Genomic DNA, 20098 nt, shown 5'->3' with positions numbered 1-20098 from the left:
TCAACCGGTGACGCGGGTGAGCTTGTCCGGGTTCACGATGTCGTAGATCTCGGCGGTGCGGCCGTCGCGGACGGCGATGCTGAACACCCGGGACGCGACCTGCCCGGAGCCCGGTAACCACATGCCCGGATCGCCGTTGACCAGCACCGGTCGCGCGCGTTCGAGCAGTTCCGGCCCGTACTTGTCCATCAGCCCGGCCGCGAAGCGGGCGACCTTGTCGGCCCCGGCCACCGGGTGGCGGGCGGTGCGGGCCTTGCCGTCGCTGTCGCCGTAGACCACCGCGTCCGGGTGCAGCGCCCGGGTGATCGCGGCGATGTCCTTGGTGGCGACCGCGGCCAGGAACTCGTCGAGCGCGCGCTGCTGCGCGGGCAGCGGCGCGCGCTCCGGCGGGTCGGCCTCGGCCATCGCCTTGCGGGCCCGCGAGGCGTGCTGGCGAGCCGCGGCCGGGCTGCAGTCCAGCACCTCGGCGATCTGGTTGAACGGCACCTCGAAGCCGTCGTGCAGCACGAACGCCAGCCGCTGGTCGGCGGAGAGCTCGTGCAGCACCCGCAGCGCCGCCATCCGCAGGTCGTCCTGGTCGGCCACCAGCTCGCCCGGGTCCGCCTCCGGTGCTGTGACCAGGGGCTCGGGCAGCCACGGTCCGACGTAGCTCTCCCGCCGGACCGCGGCCGAGCGCATCCGGTCCAGGCACAGCCTGCCGACCGCGGTGGTCAGCCAGGCGCCGAGGTCGCGGATCTGCGCGCGATCGGCGGCGGCCAGCCGCAGCCAGGCGTCCTGCACCGCGTCCTCGGCGTCGGCCCACCGGCCGGTGAGCCGGTAGCCCAACCCGATCAACCGACCCCGGTGCTGGTCGAACTCGGCGGCCAGGGCCGCTGCGCTGGAATCCACACCCGGATTCTGCACCACTCGGCGGCCACCCGGTCGTGCACGATCAGGTTGGTCCTAGACTGGGTGACGTGGCAGGCAGGATCCGGGAGAGCGACATCGCCGAGGTACGCGATCGCATCCGGATCGACGACGTCGTCGGCGAGTACGTCGCGCTGCGCAACGCCGGTGGCGGCGCGCAGAAGGGCCTGTGCCCGTTCCACGACGAGAAGACCCCGTCGTTCAACGTCCGCCCCAGCCACGGCACGTTCCACTGCTTCGGGTGCGGCGAGGGCGGCGACGTCATCGCCTTCCTGATGAAGATCGAGCACCTCGGCTTCGTCGAGTCCGTCGAACGGCTCGCCGACCGGGCCGGCCTGCAGCTGACCTACGAGGGCGGCGCGCCGGGTCCCAAGCGCGATCGCGGCACGCGCGCCCGGATGGTCGAGGCGCACCGCATCGCCGCCGAGTTCTACGCCGAGCAGCTGCGCTCCCCGGAGGCCCAGCCCGCCCGCGAGTACCTGACCTCGCGCGGCTTCGACGAGGCCGCCGCGCAGCGCTTCGGCTGCGGCTTCGCCCCCAGCGGTTGGGACAAGCTGACCAAGCTGCTGCTCAACAAGGGCTTCGAGGTCGACGAGCTGATCAAGTGCGGCCTGTCCCGGGAGGGCAGGCGCGGCCCGATGGACCGCTTCCACCGGCGACTGCTGTGGCCGCTGAAGGACCTCGGCGGTGACGTGGTCGGCTTCGGCGCGCGGCGCATCTTCGACGACGACCCGATCGAGGCGAAGTACGTCAACACCTCGGCGACCCCGATCTTCAACAAGTCGCAGGTGCTGTTCGGCATCGACCTGGCCAAGCGGGAGATCGCCAAGCGCCGCCAGGCGGTGGTCGTCGAGGGCTACACCGACGTGATGGCGATGCACCTGGCGGGCGTGCCCACCGCCATCGCCTCCTGCGGCACCGCGTTCGGCGACGAGCACATCTCGGTGCTGCGCAGGCTGATGATGGACGACGACGCCTTCCGCGGCGAGGTCATCTTCACCTTCGACGGCGACGAGGCCGGGCAGAAGGCCGCGCTGAAGGCCTTCGAGGGCGAGCAGCAGTTCTCCGGGCAGACCTACGTGGCGATCACCCCGGAGAACATGGACCCCTGCGAGCTGCGCGAGGCCAAGGGCGACGCGGCGGTGCGCGACCTGGTCGCCCGGCGCCGCCCGCTGTTCGAGTTCGCCATCCGCAGCCTGCTGGAGGACTACGACCTGGACTCGGTCGACGGCCGGGTCGCCGCGCTCAAGCGCACGGTCCCGCTGGTCGCCCAGATCAAGGACCCCGCCAGCCGCGACGGCTACGCCGCGAAGCTGGCCTGGTGGGCCGGCTGGAACGACGAGAACCAGGTGGTCAAGCGGGTGCGGGAGTCCTCGGGAGCTCCGGTGCGCAAGCAGCGCCGCCCGCGCAGCGACGACTCGCAGCAGTCGCTGGGCATGGACGTGGAGCTGCCCCCGCGCCCGCCGCGGCACGACCCGCGCTGGTTGCAGCGCGAGGCGCTCAAGGTCGCCCTGCAGGTCCCCGCGCTGGCGGGTCCGCTCTACGACTCGCTGCCGGAAGAGGCCTTCACCGAGCAGGTCTACGCCGAGGTGCAGCGCGCCCTGCTCGACGCGGGTGGCACGGCCTCCGGCCTCAGCGGCGCGGGGCTGGTCGAGGCGGTCTCCCAGCAGTGCGCCAGTCAGGTGGCCGCGCGGTTGTGCACGCAGCTGGCGGTCGAGGCGCTGGAGTGGCAGACCGAGGACGATCCCCGCTACGTCTCGGCGGTGATCGCCCGGTTGCAGGAGCGCCTGGTCGGCAGGCAGATCGCGGACATCAAGTCGAAGGTGCAGCGGATGTCGCCGATCGACGACGCCGAGGAGTACAACGCGCTGTTCGGCGACCTGGTGGCCCTGGAGGGCTACCGCAAGGCGCTGCTGGAGCAGGCGATGGGCACGTTGTGATCCGCAGGCTGCTGGCGCGCCTGTCCGGGACCGCGGCGGTCCCGGACGACTTCGGCGGCACCCTGGAGCGCGACGAGGACGTGCTGGCCGCGGGCCGCGTCGAGGACGGCCCGGTGCTGGCCACCCATCTCGGCCTGTGGCTGCCGGAGGGCCGTCGGATCGGGTGGCACCTGATCAGCAAGGCCACCTGGCGCGACGGCCTGCTCGCGGTGATCGAGGCGGAGCAGGCCGGTGAGCTCGGCGGCGCGGTGCTGCTGCGCGACCTGCCGGTGCGGAGGTTGCGCCTGACCGAGCCCGGGCGGCTGCCGGACGTGGTGCACGAGCGGGTCAACCGCTCGATCCGCTCCCGGCACCACCGCGACCTGCCGGAAGGCGGTGCGTGGGTGGTGCAGCGCAAGGTTCCCGGGCAGGACGGCGTCGCGCTGCAGATCCGTCCGGACGAGGGCACCAGCGACGCGGCCGCCGAAGCCCTGGCCCGCGCGCTCACCCGCCGCCTCGGCGACCAGTAGCGGCCCGGCGCCTTGGCGCTCGCCCGGCCGCAGTATACAGTACAAGCGTACTGCTTTCCGGTCGGCGGCGCGCGAGGAGGCCCCATGTGGGACCCGGCCACGTACCTGTCGTTCAGCGACCACCGGGGGCGCCCGGCCCGCGAGCTCATGGCCCGGGTCGGTGCGGAGACGGCGCGACGCGCGGTCGACCTGGGGTGCGGGGCGGGAAACCTCACCCACCTGCTCACCGACCGGTGGCCGACGGCCGAGCTGGAGGCCCTGGACGCCTCGCCGGAGATGGTCGAGGCCGCCCGGCGTCGCGGCGTGCCCGCCCAGGTGCGCGACGTCCGCGCCTGGTGGCCCGCCCCGGACACCGACGTGGTGCTGTGCAACGCGGTCCTGCAGTGGGTGCCCGAGCACGCGGACCTGCTCGCCAGGTGGATCCCGGAGCTGCCCGCGGGCGCGTGGTTCGCCTTCCAGGTTCCGGGCAACTTCGACGCCCCGTCGCACCGCGCGATCCGCGAGCTCGCCGCCTCGCCCCGCTGGGGCGACCGCCTGCGCGAGCTGGCCTTCCGCGAGGACGCGGTGCTGACCCCGCAGCGCTACGCCGACGCGCTGGCCGACCTCGGCGCGGAGGTCGACGCCTGGGAGACGACCTACGTGCAGCCGCTGCGGGGTGACGATCCGGTCCTGGAATGGGTGACCGGGACCGCGCTGCGCCCCGTGCGCGCCGCGTTGGACGATTCCGAGTGGGAGCAGTTCCGCGCGGACCTGGCACCGCGACTCGCCGAGGCGTACCCTCGACGTCCCGACGGAGTGACATGGTTCCCGTTCCGCCGGCTCTTCGTCGTGGCCCGAGCGGGCTGACCAGCCAGGACGATGGTGACGCGAAGAACGGGGGACCCCCCGTGAAACCCGCTCCGCGGATCCGCTAGAGTAGTCACCGTCAGCGCGAGAGAGCGCAGGCGACAACAGCATTCCTCCGTAGCTCAATGGCAGAGCATTCGGCTGTTAACCGAAGGGTTACTGGTTCGAGTCCAGTCGGAGGAGCATCGAAAAGCCCAGGCCGCGTGGCCTGGGCTTTTTCATTCCCCGCGGAATTCGCGCGGGGAATGAACTGCGTTTCCCGGTGCGTCCCGCGTGCTCGTGCTCACGGGGTTGCGCCGGGATCCGGGAGCACGTTGTGCCACCGGTGGAAGACGTTGTCCGGATCGTGCTCGGACTTGATCCGCGCGAGCCTGCGGTAGTTCTGCTCGCCGAACCCGGCGACGACCCGGCCCTGCCCCTCGTCGCCGATGAAGTTCAAGTACACCGCACCGGTGCTGTAGGGCTCGAGCTCGTCGCGCAGCGCGTGCGCCCAATCGCGCGCTCGCGCGTCGTCGGCCGGGTCCTCCCACATGCCCAGCGGGTGCACCACCCACGGAGCCGACCGGTTCGCCATCGGCCAGCGGCCCTCCGCGCGCGCGACCGCGCCACCCCACGGGAACAGGACGTGCTGCGACGGCGAGGGGACCACCATGTCGAGCGCCCTCGCGCAGAAGGAGCTCACGGCGGCGTCCGGCAGTTCCCGCAGGTACTCGGCCGACCAGTAGTTCCGGTAGCCGGGCGGGTCGTCGAGCATGCTCTGCAGGTCGGCGTACGGCAGTTCGGCGATCATGCTGCCCGCCGGGTGCAGCGCCAGCAGCGGCGCGATCTGATCGCGCAGCTCCTGCTCCGGCCCGGCGCAGGTCACGAGCACCGCGCAGGCGAGCTTCCCGACGAGCGCCGCGGGCACGAAGTCCTCCGGTGGAGCGGTCAGGTACAGCACGCCGCCGCCGAACGCGTCCGGTGCGTCGGCCGCGAGGTCGCGGTAGGTGCGCACGACCTCGGCGCCGTCCTCGGGCGGCCAGATCAGCAGCGCCGCGGAGAACGCGGGCAGCTCGTGGAGCCGGAACGTCAGCGACGTGGCGACTCCGAAGTTGCCGCCACCTCCGTGCAGCCCCCAGAACAGCTCGGTGTTCTGCTCCTCGTCGGCGACCACGCGCCGACCGTCGGCCGTGATCAGCTCCACCGACAGCAGGTTGTCGCAGGCCAGGCCGAACTTGCGCTCCAGCCACCCGGAACCGCCGCCGAGCGTCAACCCGGCGACGCCGGTGGTGGAGACCCGCCCGCCGGTCGTGGCCAGGCCGTGCGACTGCGTCGCGCGGTCCACGTCGCGCCAGAGCGCGCCGCCCCCGACCGTCGCGGTGCGCCGCGCCGCGTCCACCGACACGGAGTTCATCGCGCGCATGTCGATCACCAGGCCGTCGTCGACCGTGCTCGCCCCCGCCACGCTGTGGCCCCCGCCGCGCACCGCGATCTCGAAGTGGTGCTGCCGCGCGCAGGACAGGGCGGCCACGACGTCGGCCGCGTGCTCGCACGGCGCGATCAGCCGCGGGCGGGCCTGCACCGCGCTGTTGAACAGGGCGCGCGCCTGCTCGTACCCCGGATCGTCCGGTCCGAGCATCGGGCCGACCGCTCGTGCTTCGCCGATCGTCATGGCTCTCACCTCGACAACGACGCTATGCGGTGGTGCCGCGGGCGAACAGAGGCCTTGGACCCCCTCGGTGGAGGTGCGGAGTCCGAGCGGGCGGTCGCGCCCGATTTGGTCCCGTTCAGGCGCTTTCGGCGCTGGCGGAGGAGTGATTTCGCGCGGACCGGCCTCGCGCGGGGTGCTAGATCGCTAGGGTGCTGCTCGCAGATGACCTGTTGGCCGATCGTGCAGGAGTGGGCCGGTGGCCGGGCTGGACGACGACGACCGGGCGTCGATGGAGGCGCGCAACGCCGCGATGAAGGAGCGGATGAACGGTCTGCTGGACAAGTTCCACGGGCAGACCAGGCTCCTGGAGGAGGCGCAGCAGGCCGCCTCGTCGACCACCGCGACCACGACCTCCGAGGACGGCCCGGTGACGGTCACCGTGGACGCCACCGGCGCGATCACCGACCTGCCGTTCGACGCGAAGTCGTTCAAGCAGGCCGATCCGCAGAAGTTCGCGCGAACGGCCCCGGCCAGGTGAGCTGGCGGACCCAGCTGCTGCTGTTCGCCACCGAGGCCGCGATCCGCGCGCAGAAGGCCGAGGAGCTGCTCGCGTGGCGCTCGGCGCACGCGCGGTGGATGGTGACGCAGGGGGTGCCGTGGCAGCAGGCGGCGGGGCCGCTGGCCGCCGAGCACCCGGAGCCGGACGGCTGGCTGGTGCGGGTGCCGGAACTGCACGCCCAGCGCGGCGCGCCGCCGCAGCTGCTGGACGTGCTCCGCGCCGCGATCGCCGAGCCGGGTTCGGACCACGGGCTCAACGGTCCGATGACGCTGGCTTGGGGGGTCCCGCGAGGGCTGGGCCGCGGTGCGGTGCTGGCCGAGCTCGGGTCCTAGTGGCACGTGCGACCATCGGATGCCGCGGCGATTGCCCAGTTCAGCGACCTGATGGCGGACCTGTTCGCCAATCGCAGCACCATCCACTCGGCTTGGATGGCGATCGCAGCTCAGCGCGGGCGGCCAGTCACCGAGGCCGCCCGGGAGGTCTCGGACGTGCGGAAGGACGTGGTGCGGCGTCTGTTCCGGTTCTTCCACTACGACAACAACGAGATGGAGCAGATCGGCACCGGTCAGGACACGGTCTCGATGATGGGCAGGGCCCTGTTCGCGGCGGCCCGCCGGGAAACCGATCCCCGCACGGCGCTGCGAGTCGCGGTCAACCACTCCGGTCGAAGCGCCATGACCGGCGCGCTCGCCGGGGCGGTGGTCGGCGCACGAGCGGGCGTCGCGGGTCTGCCGCCGGAGTGGGTCGAGGCCCTGGACGTCGGTGACCTCGTCCAGGAACTCGCGGACGAGGCGTTCTGGACCTTCGCCCACCGCAACGTCTACCAGCAGGACTTCCCCGAGATCTGGCAGGAGCGCTACCCGGGGTGGTGATCGCAGTTCGGCCGGGGATCGCAGCGCAGGGGTGCGGTTCCCGGCCGAGCTGGTCAGGGCTTGTGCGCGACGCCTGCCCAGACGACTGATTCGTTGGGGGTGTCGAACTCGATCTCCGGGGCGTTCGCGCCGCTCTCCTCCGGGTGCCACAGCGGGGTCCAGGTCGCGCCCGGCTCGACCAGCGGCAGGTCGCCGAAGAACTCCTCGATCTCCGCGTGCGGTCGCCACAGCACCGGCGTGGCCGACTGGTCGTACATCTTGCCGAACTCGGCCATCTCGCGCTTCCGGTGCTCCGGCACGTCGTCGTCGGTCCCGTGGGTGATCACCAGGTACGAGCCGGAGGGGAGAAGGTCGCGGTAGCGGGCGACCGCCTGCGGGCCGATGTCCTGGCCGTCCGGGCCGGGTTGGGTGACGTGCAGGACCGCGATCAGCAGCAGCGCGACCGGCTGGTCCAGGTCGATCACGCCCGTTCGCCCGACCTCGGACCACAGCAGATCGGGCTCGCGCAGGTCGGCCTGCACCACCGCGTGCTTGTCGGTGACCTCCTCGCGCTCCAGCAGGATCCGCGAGTGGGCGACCGCGACCGATTCGTTGTCGATGTAGACGCAGCGGGCGTCCGGGACGATCTCGTCCGCGACCTGGTGGGTGCTGCCCATCGTGGGCACGCCGGAGCCGATGTCGACGAACTGGCGAATGCCCCGCTTGGCCAGGTACCGCACCACCCGGTGCAGGAAGAGCCGGTTGGCCATCGCGGCGGGGCGGACGAACGGGTAGCGTTCGAGCGCCTTCTCGGCGAAGAGCCGGTCGATGGCATAGTTCGCGCTGCCCCCGAGGTAGTAGTCGTAGACCCGGGCGACGTTCGGGTGCTCGAGGTCCGCGCCTTCCGGCGAGAACACTTCCGGCCTCGGCTGGCTCACGAGGTCTGCCCCTTCCATCGGTCGGTCGGCGAGGTGACGGATCGTGGTGATCACGTCACGCGAACTGTAGCGCCGTAGTTTGCCACCGGGTCGGGGTGTGGTCACCAGCCGATCGGGCTGAATCGCTGTCTGCGGAGCGTAGTTGGCGCGGTTGATCCGCTCGCGCGGTGCGCGACGCGGGCGCGATCGTTCCGCGGCGGCTTCGTGATCATTTCTCCCGGGCGGTCGCCGTGAATGATCGCTCCAGTCGTTCCCGCATCGCCGCGTTCCAATTCTTCCGGGGTCGCGCGGATTTTTCTCGGTCCCGTTCGCGCCGCTCCTGCCAGAATGTCGAATTTCCATTCGAGGGGGCGGCTCTCCCGGTCGGGTGAAGCGGATGATCGAGGCCCGATCGGCGGTGTCGCGCGCAGGTGACCCTGGCGAAGATCGAAGCAGGTGGGTGTGAGAATCTTGGTGTGGTCGTTCGGTGTTCCAACGGCGTCGCACCGTGATCTACCAGCATCGCCAGTCCGCGCGAGGGCGGACGGCCGGCCGGATAACGATCCAGGTTCGAAGCGCGATCAAGCCCGTAGATCGGCTCGCGGTCGAGGGCTCCGGTGCGGATGATTGGAACCGGGCCAAGTGGCTGACGGGACTCGTGAGGGCTGACCGCGTGGGGCGGCCCGCTCGATTTCCGGCCGAGACGAATTCGTGATGCGAAATGGCGCAACGGGCTGGGGTTGCGCTCCGTCTCCCAGGCGGATGACCGCACGGGAGAACTGACAAGGACGGGGGAGTCAGGATGTCCGCACCAGGGATCGGCAAGGAACCACACTTCTCGCTGCCCGACTTCGATTCGGTGGCCAAGCTGCCGAAGCCGATCAGGGCGCTGGTGTATCTGGTCGTCATGGCAGTGCTGACGGTGGCGTCGCTCGGGGCGCTCGCGGCCACCATCGCCGTCATCGGCCAGCTCTCCGGCGCCTTCGACATCTTCAGGCTGATCGGCTGAGCAATTCCGCGAGAGGGCCGGTGCACGACGGGTGCGCCGGCCCTCTTCTCATCGCGCGAACCGGCCGATGTCCTCGGCGATCTCGCGCGGGTGCTCGCCGTTGATCGCGTGCGAGGCCTCCGGGTGCTCGACGACCGCGCCGTTGACCAGAGCAGATCTCGCGGTGCGCAGGGCGGTTTCCGGATCGTGCACGACCGAGCGTCCCGCGATCAGGGCCAGCACCGGCATCCGCAGCCCGCGCAGCGCTTCCGGGGCGATCCGGGTGGGCTGGGGGAGCTCCATCGAGTAGTTGCGCATCCCGGCCTCGATCATGTCCGCGACCGGGACGTCCCGGACCGGTGCGCCACCCGCGGTGTAGGAGTTGAAGGAGTCCCGCCAGGACTTCGGCTGTCACGGCACCGAGGCGGGGATCGCGCGGAACGCGGTCCAGGCCGGGATCGAGTCGAAGGTGTGCACCGGATCGATCAAGGTCGGCGTGGCGACGCGCTGCGGCCGGTGGATCGCCAGGTTGGCCGCCGTCCACCCGCCGATCGACAACCCGATCACGTGGAACCGCTCCTGCGGGAGCTCCTCCAGCACCTGGTCGAGCCAAGCGGCCTGGTCGGCGTCGTCGGTGATCGGGACCTCCTGCACGCTGCGGCCGAGTTCGCCGAGCAGGTCGACGGCGTAGACGTCGCCGACGCGCAGCAGCGAGGGCAGGTTGTCGGCCCACACCGGTGATGCCGAAGCGCGGTCGGGCAGCAGCACCAGCGGTTCGCCGCCGGCGCCCGCGGAGCGGTAGACGCGCACGAAGCCGAAGGCCGTGCGCACGTCGCGCACCTCGGAGGCGGCCGGCAGCTCGCGCATGGCCGCGGCGTAGGCCGCTTCGAACTCCGCGTGCCCGGCGGCGCTCTTCCAGTGCCCGACCGGCGCGGGCGCGCGGAGCGCGAACGCCGCGACGAGCGCGGCGACCCCCGCGATGATCGTGATCCCCAGCACCCGGCGGCGACGCCCGCCGCTTCCACCGTCCGCCATCCTCGCCCCGGCAAGCCGACGCCGCCGACGATAGCGCGGTCGGGGAGGTCGCGGCCGGTGTCCGTTCGAGCTCGGAGTTCTCACTCGATCGTGTGATACGTTCGAATTGCCAGTCACGAGCTCGCTCATTTCGCGAGCAGGGAATCCGGTGCGAATCCGGAACTGACGCGCAGCGGTGTGGGTGACGGCGGAACTCGAAGCCACTGGGGCTCGAAGCCCTGGGAAGGCGTTCCGCCCGGTTGAACCCGAGTCCGAAGACCTGCTGGCACCCGGTGCGACCGGGTTTGTCTTGGCAACTGGGCTTCGCGGAACAGAGCCCTGACGCAAAAGGAACGCAATTGCGCTTCGCAGCAGCACTGCACAGCATCGCCGTCCTGGTCCTGCTGGCCGGGTGCGGGACCGGCGCCGCCCCGCAGGAGCAGCGGTCCGCCCCCGGGTTCCCGCGCGCGGTGGACAACTGCGGGCAGCGCACCGAGGTCCAGGCCCCGCCGCGTCGAGTGGTCTCGCTCGACCAGGGCAGCACCGAGATCTTGCTGGCGCTCGGCCTCGCCGACCGCATCGCCGGCACCGCGACCTGGACCGACCCGCTGCCCGCCGACCTCGCGGCGGCCAACGAGGGGGTTCCCCGGTTGGCCGACAACACGCCCTCCTACGAGTCGGTGCTCGCCGCCGAACCCGAGCTGGTCACCGCCTCCTTCGAGGCCACCCTGGGCACCGGTGGCGTCGCCACGCGGGAGCAGTTCGCCGAGCTGGGCGTGCCGACCTACCTGTCGCCGTCGGACTGCTCGAAGGACAACAGCGGACCGGGCGACGGGCGCCGCGACGCCCCGCTGACCATGCGGTCGATCTTCACCGAGGTGCGCGATCTCGCGCGGATGTTCGGCGTCGAGGACCGCGGCGAGCGGTTGGTCGCCGAGCTGCGGGGCCGGATGGACCGCGCCACCGGCGACCTGCGCGCCTCGGACGCCTCGATCGCCTACTGGTTCGCCAACTCCGAATCGCCCTACCTGGCCGGGTGCTGCGGCGCGCCCGGCATCATCACCGCCGAGGTCGGCGCCCGCAACGCCTTCGCCGACACCCGCGCCGAGTGGCCGCAGATCAACTGGGAGGTGCTGGCCGAACGCGATCCGGACGTGCTCGTGCTCGGCGACCTGACCCGCGACCGGGAGACCGCCGAGTCCGCCCGGGCCAAGATCGGGTTCCTGGAGTCGCACCCGGTCACCCGCAACATGACCGCGGTCCGCGAGAAGCGCTACGTGCTGCTGAGCGGGCAGGCGATGAACCCCACCATCCGCACGGTCGCCGGCGTGGAGAAGGTGGCCGCCAAGCTGCGCGAGTTCGGGATGGCGGGGTGAGCCGCCCCGCGCTACCCCTGCTGGTGGTCGCCGGCAGCGCGCTGCTGCTCGCCTCGATCTCCGCGGCGATCACCATCGGCCCCGCGCACATCCGATTCGGCGACGTCTGGGCGGTGGTCGCCGACCGCATCGGGCTCGGCGCCTCGGACCTCTCGCTGATCCGCGAGGGCATCGTGTGGAACCTGCGCCTGCCGCGCACCCTGCTGGCGGCGGTGTGCGGCGCGGGGCTGGCGGTGTGCGGGGCGATCATGCAGTCGCTGCTGCGCAACCCGCTGGCCGATCCGTTCGTGCTGGGGGTGTCCTCGGGCGCTTCGACCGGTGCGGTGGTGGTCGTGGTGCTCGGCGTGGGCGGCGGCGTGATCTCGCTGTCGGCGGGCGCGTTCGTCGGAGCGCTGGTGTCGTTCGGGTGCGTGCTGTGGCTCAGCCACGTGCTCGGCGGCACCACCGACCGCGTGGTGCTCTCCGGCGTGGCGGCGATGCAGCTCTTCTCGGCGCTGACCTCGTTCATCGTGCTCATCTCGGCCGACGCCAACACCACCCGCGCGGTGCTGTTCTGGCTGCTGGGCTCGCTGAGCAACGCGGGCTGGCCGGAGGCGCTGCTGTGCGCGGCGACGCTGGTGGTGGTGCTGCTGGTGTGCGGGGGGCACGCCCGCGCGCTGGACGCCTTCGCCTTCGGCGAGGACGCCGCCGCGGCCCTCGGCGTGCCGGTCACCCGCACCCGCCTGGTGCTGCTGTGCATCACCGCGCTGCTCACCGCCGTGCTGGTGAGCTCGGCCGGCGCGATCGGCTTCGTCGGCCTGGTCCTCCCGCACGCCACCCGAGCTCTCGTCGGACCCGGCCACGCCCGGCTGCTCCCGCTGACCGCGCTGGCCGGGGCGGTTTTCCTGGTGTGGGTCGACACGCTGAGCCGCACGGTGCTCGCCCCGCAGGAGGTCCCGGTCGGGGTGGTCACCGCGCTGCTCGGCGTTCCCGCGTTCGTGCTGATCCTCTACCGCGCCAGGGAGCCCCGATGAGCGAGGAAGGCCTCTCCGCGCAGCGGGTGTCGCGCGACCTCGGCGGGCGGCCGGTGGTCGACGGGGTCACCATCAGCCCGCGCGAGGGCGAGACGGTCGGCCTGCTCGGACCCAACGGCTCGGGCAAGTCGACGCTGCTGCGCCTGCTGGCCGGGCTGCTGCGGCCCAGCTCCGGCGTGATCACGCTGGACGGGCGCGCCCTGGCCGAGTTCGAGCGGCGCGCGCTGGCCCGCCGGATCGCGGTGGTCGAGCAGCACTCCGACACGCAGGTGCCGCTCACCGTGCGGGACGTGGTGCGCCTCGGCCGGATCCCGCACCGCCGCTCCTGGCAGGCCCCCACCGCCGCGGACGCGGAAGCTGTCCGCGCGGCCATGCGGCGCACCGGGCTGACCGACAAGGCCGACCAGCGATGGCAGACCCTCTCCGGCGGGGAGCGCCAGCGCGTCCAGATCGCCAGGGCGCTGGCCCAGCAACCCCGGGAGCTCCTCCTGGACGAGCCCACCAACCACCTGGACGTCCAGCACCAGCTCGATCTGATGTCGCTGCTGGTCGAGCTGCCGGTCACCACCGTGGTGGCCCTCCACGACCTCAATCACGCCGCGATGTTCTGCGACCGGGTCGTGCTGCTGCAGCGCGGCGAGGTCCTGGCCTCCGGAACCCCGGCCGAAGTCCTCACCGAACCGCTCATCGAGCAGGCCTACGCCGTCCGCACCGAGATCACCCGCACCCCGGAGGGCCACCCGCACATCCGCTTCATACCCACCCGAACCCGGTCGAGGTCCGACAGCAGTTTGGCCTGAAACCGCACGCGCTCGGGGCGTGCGGTTCCAGGCCAAACCGCGAGTGGTCAGCGGTTCGCGAGGCGGGATTCCAGGGTTGCGATCCCGGCCTTGCAGTCCTTGGCCACGCGGCGGTGGTGCGCGTAGCGGTTGAGGAGGGTGAGGGGCTCGGCGGTGCCCGGTTCCTCGTCTCCCGGCCGCGGCCCGCTGTCGCCGGCCAGCACGTGCAGGACCTCGCCGTGAACGGCGCCGCTGCGGTACCAGCGCTCCCAGCGCTCGAAGTCCGGGCTGTGCCGGTGGCCCAGCACGTGCGCCGGCTCGCCCCGGCCGTCGAGCGCGGCTCCGTCGCGGGGCCACAGCTCGATCTCGGAGCCCTGCCCGGGGTCGGGCCAGCGCTTCGCGGTGACCACGCCGACGTGCGGATCGTCCTCGCCGGCAGGGCGCACCAGCAGGGCGTCCTCGGCGTGCGTGCGCGCGGGCAGGACGCGCACCTGCCGGACGGCGGTGAGCGTGACCAGGGCTCGCGGGACCCACCACCAGTTCTCCCGGCGGCTGATCAGGGTGTCCGCGCGCAACCGGGTCGGCGGGTGCTTGGCGGCTTCCTGCGGCAGCAGGTGCTCGACGAACTCCTCGCCCTCGGCGTCCCAGCGCACCTCGACGTCGCCGATGGCGACCAGCGTCCGCGAGGGCTCGCGGGCGACGAACGCGGCGCGCGGTGGCAGCGCGTCCACCTCGTCCAGCCGGGAGAGCGGGAGCGCGGCGCACGGGGTGCGGTCCGCGGGCCAGGTCAGGGGCACGACGGGCATGCCCCCGGCAGCGCTCGGGGTCGCCCAGAGGATCTCCGCCGCGGCGGCTCGAGACCAAGCCGCAACCATTTCGTCCCGCATGACACCTGTGTAACGCCGGCGTGAATTGCTACGTTCTGACCCGAACTCTAGTCGGTCCTGACGGGACTTCCGCGCCGGGCTGAGCTCCGGCAACGGGTTTCCCGCGAGCACCGAACCCTACAGTGCGATACGAGGAAAACCATGCCCGCAGTCGTCGTGCTGGCAACCGCTCTCGCGGCACTCGCGCTAGCCTACCGCTACTACTCGGCGTACTTGGCCAAACGGGTCTACGCGCTCGATCCGACCTTCACGACACCTGCCCACACCTACCGGGACGGCGTCGACTTCATCCCCACGAACAAGCACATCGTGTTCAGCCACCACTTCATCTCGGTGGCCGGCGCCGCGCCGATCGTCGGCCCGGCAACCGCGGTGTTCTGGGGCTGGGGACCGGCGCTGATGTGGGTCGTGCTGGGCACGATCTTCGCCGCAGGTGTGCACGACTTCGGCGCGCTGGTGATCTCGGTTCGCCACCGGGCGCAGAGCATCGGTACGCTGACCAGCGAGATCATCACGCCGCGCGCGCGGACGCTGTTCCTGCTGATCATCTTCTTCCTGGTCACGATGGTCAACGCCGTGTTCGCGGTGGTCATCGCGATCCTGTTCACCTCGAACCCGGAAGCGGTCCTGCCGGTGCTGCTGACCGTGCCGTTCGCGATCGGGGTGGGGCAGTACGTCTACCGCAAGCGCAGCGTGGCGCTGGTGCCCGCGCTCGGCGCGATGGTGCTGATCTACCTGAGCATCCCGCTCGGGCAGATGTGGCCGATCACGCTGGACTCGGTCGCCGGCGCGGTGGGCGTGGAGGCCCAGACGCTGTGGATCCTGCTGATCTTCCTCTACACCTTCTTCGCCTCGCGCCTGCCGGTGTGGATGCTGCTGCAGCCGCGCGACTACATCAACCAGATGCAGATGGTGCTGGCGCTGGCGGTGATCATCGTCGGCGTGGTCGTGGGTTGGGACTACATCGTCGCGCCTGCGATCAACGACGTGCCCGCGGGCTCGCCGCCGTGGTTCCCGCTGCTGTTCGTGACCATCGCCTGCGGCGCGGTCTCCGGCTTCCACAGCCTGGTCAGCTCGGGGACGACCTCGAAGCAGCTGAACAACGAGGCCGATGCCCGCTACGTGGGCTACCTGGCCTCCTCCGGTGAGGGCCTGCTCGCGCTGTGCGCGATCCTGGCCTGCACGGCGGGCGTGGCCGCGACGGCCGGCGAGTGGGACTCGCTCTACACCGACTTCAGCACGGCCTCCGACGGCGCGGTCGGCTACTTCGTCGAGGGCGTGGCGCACTTCGCCGCGAACCTGGGCGTCCCGCTGGGCATCGGCACGATCTTCGCCTCGCTGGTGGTCATCAGCTTCGCCGCGACCAGCCTGGACACCGCGGTGCGGCTGCAGCGCTACATCATCCAGGAGATCGCCGAGATCGTGAACTTCCGCCCGCTGGCCCGCAACATCACCGCGGCGAGCCTGCTGGCCGTGCTGCTCCCGCTGGGCGTGGCGCTGCTGCCGGGCGACTTCGCCTTCGGCACGCTGTGGCAGCTGTTCGGCACGACCAACCAGCTCACCGCGGGGCTCGCCCTGGCCGTCGTCGCGGTCTGGGTGACCAAGAGCAACCGCAACCCCACCGCGGTGCTCATCCCCTGGGTCTTCCTGGTGATCATGACCTCGTGGGCCCTGGTGGTGCAGTTCCAGCAGTTCGTCACGGCCAGCGACCCGCTGCAGGCGTTCTTCCTGGCCCCGCTGGACGCGATCATCTTCCTGCTCGCCCTGTGGATGGTCGTCGAAGCGGCCATCGCGTTCCGCAACGCCTGGAAGCAGCGCACCGGAGTGGACACGACGGTCACCGAAGAGCGCTGACCACGCCCGAGGAAACGGCCGCGCCCACCACCGGCGCGGCCGTTTCGCGCACCCCGCAGTTTGGCCGGGAACTGCACGCCACGAGGCGTGCAGTTCCCGGCCAAACTGCGAGACGCTCCTCGGCGGGCGGCCTCGCCAGGTGTCAGGTCACGAGCCACTATTTGCCGGGCTGCCTCCACGAGGTCGGGTTCCGACCGAGCGACCTGCGGAGATGTGGGGCAGGTGGGACTTGAACCCACGACCTGACGGGTCATGGGATTACTTCGCTGATGATTGTCGTTACCCGACATGCCCAGCCTGGTTCGCGAGCGCAAACACAGTTGACCGCCGCCTCCTGACGGTGTTTGACGACGTTTCCCATGGGTAAAGCATGGAGATGATCAAGCCGGTGCTATGCCGAACAGGGCGAGCTGGCCGTCGTCACCTTCGGGAAAGTCTGGGCTTGAACACGGGTCAGGAGTGCTGCACCGCTTCCGGCACCTCCGGCAGTTTGCTTGGAGGTTGACGGCTTCGCAGTCGAACAGCGGGTATCGGCTGACCGGTTGCCCGCACACGGGTGTTGGCTGCTTCAGTCCGTTCTTGGTGCTGACCTTGACGCGGTGAACCTTGCGTCCTGGTCCGATACGTAGGTTGTGGCCTTCGAATCGTCGAAGGTGCTTCGCTGCTTCGGCCTGGTCAGGACTCCCGTCGTGCTTAGCCACGTGATCATCGTCGCCATGCTCACGCCCTCAGTGGCACCGCAAGATCGGTGACCTCGCTGCTCCAAGCGGCAGAGTTAGCCCAAACAGGTCTCACTTCTTCGCTCAGCCAGAAGGCAAGCAGACCTTCTCATAGGGTATCGCTATGTACGCGAGACAGGCCCTAGTGCTCGATATGGAATTGTCGCAGATCTTAACGCTCGCGGTGGCAGTACTCGGAATAACAATCAGCAATGCAATTGTCGTCTACATGGAAGGTCGGAGGATCACCCGAGAAGATCACTTTCGCTGGAATAGCCATAGGCAAGAGGCTTACGTGAAAGTGATAGGCGCACTTGAACTGCTTGAGTTCCATTCGGACCTTCAGCGACGATCAGATTTACCTGTGATGAGCGACGTCGATTTTAGTCAAGTATATGACAGTCTCAATCAGGCGACCAATACCGTCGCAATTGTTTCCAACAAAGACGTTGTTACTAAGACAAAGGAGCTTCAGGACGCCTTGTTGCGCTTCCTTACGACTAAAGGGGAGTCAGGCGGGGCCGCTTCCAGAGAAGAGCACTTGCTTCATTTGGAGAAGAAGGCTCTAGAGGTCAAGAATGCGTGGATTAACACGGTCCGCAAAGATCTCGGATTGTGTGAACTTGATCAGAAAACTCTGCAGAAGGTTACCGGCGGCGCCGCACAAAAAACTGAGTGATGCAATAGATGGTCCTGACAAAGGAAGAAGGTGGACGCCCTTTCGAGGACTACCCTTGGGCTAAGGTACCTGCTACGCCCACTCTCCAATCGTCTTTACGGGTGAAGCACGCCAGATCACCCCACGTGCCGCCGGAAGTCTGGGATGATCAAGATGGCGGACGCTGTCGAAGGGTGAGCGATGCATTTTTCAGAAAAATTCAACCTTACGAAGGCGGCGGAGGATGATTGGCTTGACGTATCGTTAGCCGTTGACACAAACTTGGCAGTGGATCCATTCTTAATGTGGGAGTACAAGAACGACTCGTTCTGGGGTTCCGCCCACGACGACCTCATTGACTTTTTTGACATGGTTTTCAGCCTGGTTCGCTCAGCCAAGGGAAACCTCGAGAGCCAGGAGTGGAAGCAAGCTTCCGATCTTCTAGTGTTCCCCGAGCCAGCAGAATTTTGCCTTGGGGTATCAGAGGGGTCAATCCTCGGAGCTGGATCCAACAAGAAACTGCAGGCCGACATGATGGCTGGTCTAAATGCAGCATTTAACGCTGGGCTAAGCAAGATCGTCCATATGGAAGCAATCAGCCTGTTTCAAGGCGGTATAGGACTGGACCGGATCGGCGATATTGTATGCAATGTCCTCAAGGGGTACTTCATCCGGTATACAAAGGATATTTGCATCCGCCACGATATCCCCACCAAACGCTTCCTTGTCAAAAATGCCACATGGACGATAAAGGGTGCTCACTGGCTGAACGAGTACCATGAGCTCCCTGCCAATCTTTTTGAATATTTTCGTGGCGGCAAGCTTCGCTCTAAGGAGCTGCCGGTGCTCCTTGTTCCTGAAAAGTTCCTACGTAACATCCCGGTTGCTACCCCTAATGATCATTGGTCCTGGACTTGGTCGAACATGGGAGAAGACCTGCGCCGCGACTTCAATTTTAATATCGCAAGTAGGGTCGACAGGAAGACCAAGTCAAGAATGGCGCAACAGCATCCTGAATCGGTCGTACTCTACTTGCGCGAGTTAGAGGGGGAGCCTAAGGACCCCTACCCGGTTGGCGACGACCCCAAACTGCTCGTCCAAGTGAACGAGCATGGCAAGTCTGCCGTCAAGGAACTTTCTTCCCCAGCTGTGCCGCAGACTCCCAACGATTTTGAGAGTTTTGTAGACTCCGTCGTAGGTTGGTACGCACATGGAATTGAGAACCAAGATTCCTGGTACTTGTTATGGGACGAGAGGCGTGGCAGGAGCGAGCAGGCCGCGCAAGTTTTGTTTAGGTCCGTCGCAAGCAACTACTGCCGAATCGCTGACGTTGATCTGACTGGTGAGGCTAATGCTGGGCGAGGGCCTGTAGACTTCAAGTTCTCCAAGGGTTGGTCAGCAAGAGCGCTAATTGAGGTTAAGCTAGCCCGGAGCAGCAAACTTTGGGACGGTGTGCTCGCGCAGCAGCCTAAATATCAGCTCGCAGAAGGCGTCGATTACGGTGTATTTCTCGTATTGGCGTATACGGACGACGAGTATACGGATGAATTGAAGCGAAAGCTAGAAAATGCGGCCGAAATTTCATCACAGAAGTATGGGTTTCGAATCAAACCCGCGCTAGTCGATGCAAGAAGAAAGAAATCGGCCTCCAAGGAACGTGACTCTCAGGCCGCTCAAGAGCTTCATGGCAGCGACGAATAACACCAGGGAGGGCCTCTGTCCTCACCCCGTCGACCTGGCGAAGCCCTCATCAGGTCGTGTCAAGGGGGCAACCGCCGATCGTCACGGGACGTCTCGTGCGCGAGCTTGCCCCCTTGACGCGGGCTGATAGCCCTTGTGGAGGTCGATGGGGTGAGGACAGAGCCCGCCACGACCGGACCGCAGCCGATGTGCCTGTCCCCTCACCCCGGAGGCCTGCCCGTCCGGCGAGGACATCTTTGAGCTTCAGCGTGCAGTTCTTCAAGCGCGGCTCGGGGCCGCCTGCCTTCCGGTCTGGCCGGGGCGCGGGCGCCCGGACCGGCCGGAGGCCGCATGCCCGGCGTCCCGCTGTCCCGGCCAAGAAACAGCAGGCAGGCGGCCCCGCAGGGGCCGCCCTTGATGAAGAAAAGAAACTCTGAACACACGCTCTGAGAGCTGGCTGATGTCGACCTCGCTTGTGCGACGTCGCCGGGCTATGTGAGGTATGGCCTGCGCCGGTTCTCGAGCGCGTGGTCGATCCTGAATCGAACGGACGGGTGGATGTTCAGGTTGGGGATGTGCGAGGGCGGCACCCACTCGACACGTTTGGATTCAGAGCTCGTGCAGAGCTCGCCGCTGACCGGCTTAGCGCGGAAGGTGATTGAAAACTCCTGGCGGACCTCGCCGTCGTCGTAGGCGATGACGTGACCAGGGTCCGAGTAGATCCCGGTGACGTCGACGACTTCGACCCGGAGCCCGGTCTCCTCCTCGACTTCCCGCACGGCCGCTCCGCGGGTTGTCTCCCCGATCTCTTGCGCTCCGCCGGGGATTGCCCAGAGCCCGTTATCGGAGCGCTCGATCATCAGGACTTCGCCCACTTCGTTCCTGACCACGGCGGCAACGGCCACGATCAGGCTGTTCGCGGCTGGTGCGTCAGGATCGTTGTAGTAGTCCTTCTTCGGCATCGTCGGCCTA

Annotated in this window: 20 protein-coding genes, 1 tRNA gene and 1 riboswitch; of the genes, 14 read left to right on the top strand and 7 right to left on the bottom strand. The window is 68.7% G+C overall.

Going from position 1 to position 20098, the window contains the following annotated elements; translation table 11 throughout:
* Nucleotides 1-888, bottom strand: coding sequence for a sigma-70 family RNA polymerase sigma factor (locus tag ACFQRI_RS12040; protein ID WP_380667722.1), 888 nt, complete (start codon nt 886-888; stop codon nt 1-3).
* Between the two features lie 68 nt (nt 889-956).
* Here ACFQRI_RS12040 and dnaG point away from each other — a divergent pair, with 68 nt between their 5' ends.
* The 4 genes from dnaG to ACFQRI_RS12020 all read left to right on the top strand — a co-directional run bounded on the left by dnaG (nt 957) and on the right by ACFQRI_RS12020 (nt 4384).
* Nucleotides 957-2846, top strand: coding sequence for a DNA primase (dnaG, locus tag ACFQRI_RS12035; protein WP_380667720.1), 1890 nt, complete (start codon nt 957-959; stop codon nt 2844-2846).
* Complete coding sequence (locus tag ACFQRI_RS12030; protein WP_380667718.1) at nt 2843-3355, top strand: hypothetical protein; 513 nt, start codon at nt 2843-2845, stop codon at nt 3353-3355. Before dnaG ends, ACFQRI_RS12030 begins: the two co-directional genes overlap by 4 nt.
* 84 nt (nt 3356-3439) lie before the next feature.
* Nucleotides 3440-4201, top strand: a complete 762-nt coding sequence (locus ACFQRI_RS12025) for a trans-aconitate 2-methyltransferase (protein WP_380667716.1) — start codon at nt 3440-3442, stop codon at nt 4199-4201.
* Nucleotides 4202-4312: 111 nt separating this feature from the next.
* Nucleotides 4313-4384 (top strand) — tRNA-Asn (locus ACFQRI_RS12020).
* A 100-nt stretch (nt 4385-4484) separates the two neighbouring features.
* Here ACFQRI_RS12020 and ACFQRI_RS12015 read toward each other — a convergent pair.
* Nucleotides 4485-5852, bottom strand: a complete 1368-nt coding sequence (locus tag ACFQRI_RS12015; RefSeq protein ID WP_380667714.1) for an FAD-binding oxidoreductase — start codon at nt 5850-5852, stop codon at nt 4485-4487.
* 235 nt (nt 5853-6087) lie between these two features.
* Here ACFQRI_RS12015 and ACFQRI_RS12010 point away from each other — a divergent pair, with 235 nt between their 5' ends.
* The 3 genes from ACFQRI_RS12010 to ACFQRI_RS12000 are packed head-to-tail and all read left to right on the top strand — an operon-like array spanning nt 6088 to nt 7262.
* Complete coding sequence (locus ACFQRI_RS12010; protein ID WP_380667712.1) at nt 6088-6369, top strand: YbaB/EbfC family nucleoid-associated protein; 282 nt, start codon at nt 6088-6090, stop codon at nt 6367-6369.
* Nucleotides 6366-6722, top strand: coding sequence for a hypothetical protein (locus tag ACFQRI_RS12005; protein WP_380667710.1), 357 nt, complete (start codon nt 6366-6368; stop codon nt 6720-6722). The genes ACFQRI_RS12010 and ACFQRI_RS12005 overlap by 4 nt, the downstream gene beginning before the upstream one ends.
* Before the next feature lie 51 nt (nt 6723-6773).
* Nucleotides 6774-7262 carry an ADP-ribosylglycohydrolase family protein gene (locus ACFQRI_RS12000; RefSeq protein ID WP_380667708.1) on the top strand — a complete coding sequence of 163 codons (489 nt, stop codon included), beginning with the start codon at nt 6774-6776 and terminating at the stop codon, nt 7260-7262.
* A 53-nt stretch (nt 7263-7315) separates the two neighbouring features.
* Here the strand turns inward: ACFQRI_RS12000 and ACFQRI_RS11995 are convergent, their stop codons facing one another.
* Complete coding sequence (locus ACFQRI_RS11995) at nt 7316-8179, bottom strand: SAM-dependent methyltransferase (RefSeq protein ID WP_380667706.1); 864 nt, start codon at nt 8177-8179, stop codon at nt 7316-7318.
* A 781-nt stretch (nt 8180-8960) separates the two neighbouring features.
* On the opposite strand from ACFQRI_RS11995, the gene ACFQRI_RS11990 reads away from it, so the two are divergent.
* Nucleotides 8961-9167, top strand: coding sequence for a hypothetical protein (locus ACFQRI_RS11990; protein WP_380667703.1), 207 nt, complete (start codon nt 8961-8963; stop codon nt 9165-9167).
* Nucleotides 9168-9215: 48 nt separating this feature from the next.
* Here the strand turns inward: ACFQRI_RS11990 and ACFQRI_RS11985 are convergent, their stop codons facing one another.
* Both ACFQRI_RS11985 and ACFQRI_RS11980 read right to left on the bottom strand, forming a co-directional pair.
* Complete coding sequence (locus ACFQRI_RS11985; RefSeq protein WP_380667701.1) at nt 9216-9479, bottom strand: alpha/beta fold hydrolase; 264 nt, start codon at nt 9477-9479, stop codon at nt 9216-9218.
* Between the two features lie 78 nt (nt 9480-9557).
* Nucleotides 9558-10181, bottom strand: coding sequence for an alpha/beta fold hydrolase (locus tag ACFQRI_RS11980; protein ID WP_380667699.1), 624 nt, complete (start codon nt 10179-10181; stop codon nt 9558-9560).
* Nucleotides 10182-10274: 93 nt separating this feature from the next.
* Nucleotides 10275-10462, top strand: a riboswitch (cobalamin riboswitch).
* Nucleotides 10463-10519: 57 nt separating this feature from the next.
* On the opposite strand from ACFQRI_RS11980, the gene ACFQRI_RS11975 reads away from it, so the two are divergent.
* The 3 genes from ACFQRI_RS11975 to ACFQRI_RS11965 are packed head-to-tail and all read left to right on the top strand — an operon-like array spanning nt 10520 to nt 13349.
* Complete coding sequence (locus ACFQRI_RS11975) at nt 10520-11536, top strand: ABC transporter substrate-binding protein (RefSeq protein WP_380667697.1); 1017 nt, start codon at nt 10520-10522, stop codon at nt 11534-11536.
* Nucleotides 11533-12549 (top strand): FecCD family ABC transporter permease, encoded by a 1017-nt coding sequence (locus ACFQRI_RS11970; protein ID WP_380667695.1) that lies wholly within the window; start codon nt 11533-11535, stop codon nt 12547-12549. Before ACFQRI_RS11975 ends, ACFQRI_RS11970 begins: the two co-directional genes overlap by 4 nt.
* A complete protein-coding gene (locus tag ACFQRI_RS11965; protein ID WP_380667693.1) occupies nt 12546-13349 on the top strand; it encodes an ABC transporter ATP-binding protein in 804 nt (267 codons plus the stop codon). Before ACFQRI_RS11970 ends, ACFQRI_RS11965 begins: the two co-directional genes overlap by 4 nt.
* Nucleotides 13350-13396: 47 nt before the next feature.
* Here the strand turns inward: ACFQRI_RS11965 and ACFQRI_RS11960 are convergent, their stop codons facing one another.
* Nucleotides 13397-14215: a hypothetical protein gene (locus ACFQRI_RS11960; protein ID WP_380667691.1), complete on the bottom strand. Its 819-nt coding sequence runs from the start codon at nt 14213-14215 to the stop codon at nt 13397-13399.
* Between the two features lie 141 nt (nt 14216-14356).
* Here ACFQRI_RS11960 and ACFQRI_RS11955 point away from each other — a divergent pair, with 141 nt between their 5' ends.
* The 3 genes from ACFQRI_RS11955 to ACFQRI_RS11945 all read left to right on the top strand — a co-directional run bounded on the left by ACFQRI_RS11955 (nt 14357) and on the right by ACFQRI_RS11945 (nt 19147).
* On the top strand, nt 14357-16069 hold the full coding sequence (locus ACFQRI_RS11955; protein ID WP_380667689.1) for a carbon starvation CstA family protein: 1713 nt from the start codon (nt 14357-14359) through the stop codon (nt 16067-16069).
* Between the two features lie 843 nt (nt 16070-16912).
* On the top strand, nt 16913-17467 hold the full coding sequence (locus tag ACFQRI_RS11950) for a hypothetical protein (protein WP_380667687.1): 555 nt from the start codon (nt 16913-16915) through the stop codon (nt 17465-17467).
* Nucleotides 17468-17647: 180 nt separating this feature from the next.
* Nucleotides 17648-19147, top strand: coding sequence for a hypothetical protein (locus ACFQRI_RS11945; RefSeq protein WP_380667685.1), 1500 nt, complete (start codon nt 17648-17650; stop codon nt 19145-19147).
* A 470-nt stretch (nt 19148-19617) separates the two neighbouring features.
* Here the strand turns inward: ACFQRI_RS11945 and ACFQRI_RS11940 are convergent, their stop codons facing one another.
* Nucleotides 19618-20088, bottom strand: a complete 471-nt coding sequence (locus ACFQRI_RS11940) for an NUDIX domain-containing protein (RefSeq protein WP_380667683.1) — start codon at nt 20086-20088, stop codon at nt 19618-19620.
* Between the last annotated feature and the right edge of the window lie 10 nt (nt 20089-20098).

It is taken from the genome of Saccharopolyspora griseoalba, assembly GCF_042665275.1.
Classification (GTDB): domain Bacteria; phylum Actinomycetota; class Actinomycetes; order Mycobacteriales; family Pseudonocardiaceae; genus Saccharopolyspora; species Saccharopolyspora griseoalba.
The sequence above is the reverse complement of the archived record's forward strand: the minus strand, read 5'-3'. Positions and strand labels throughout refer to the sequence as shown.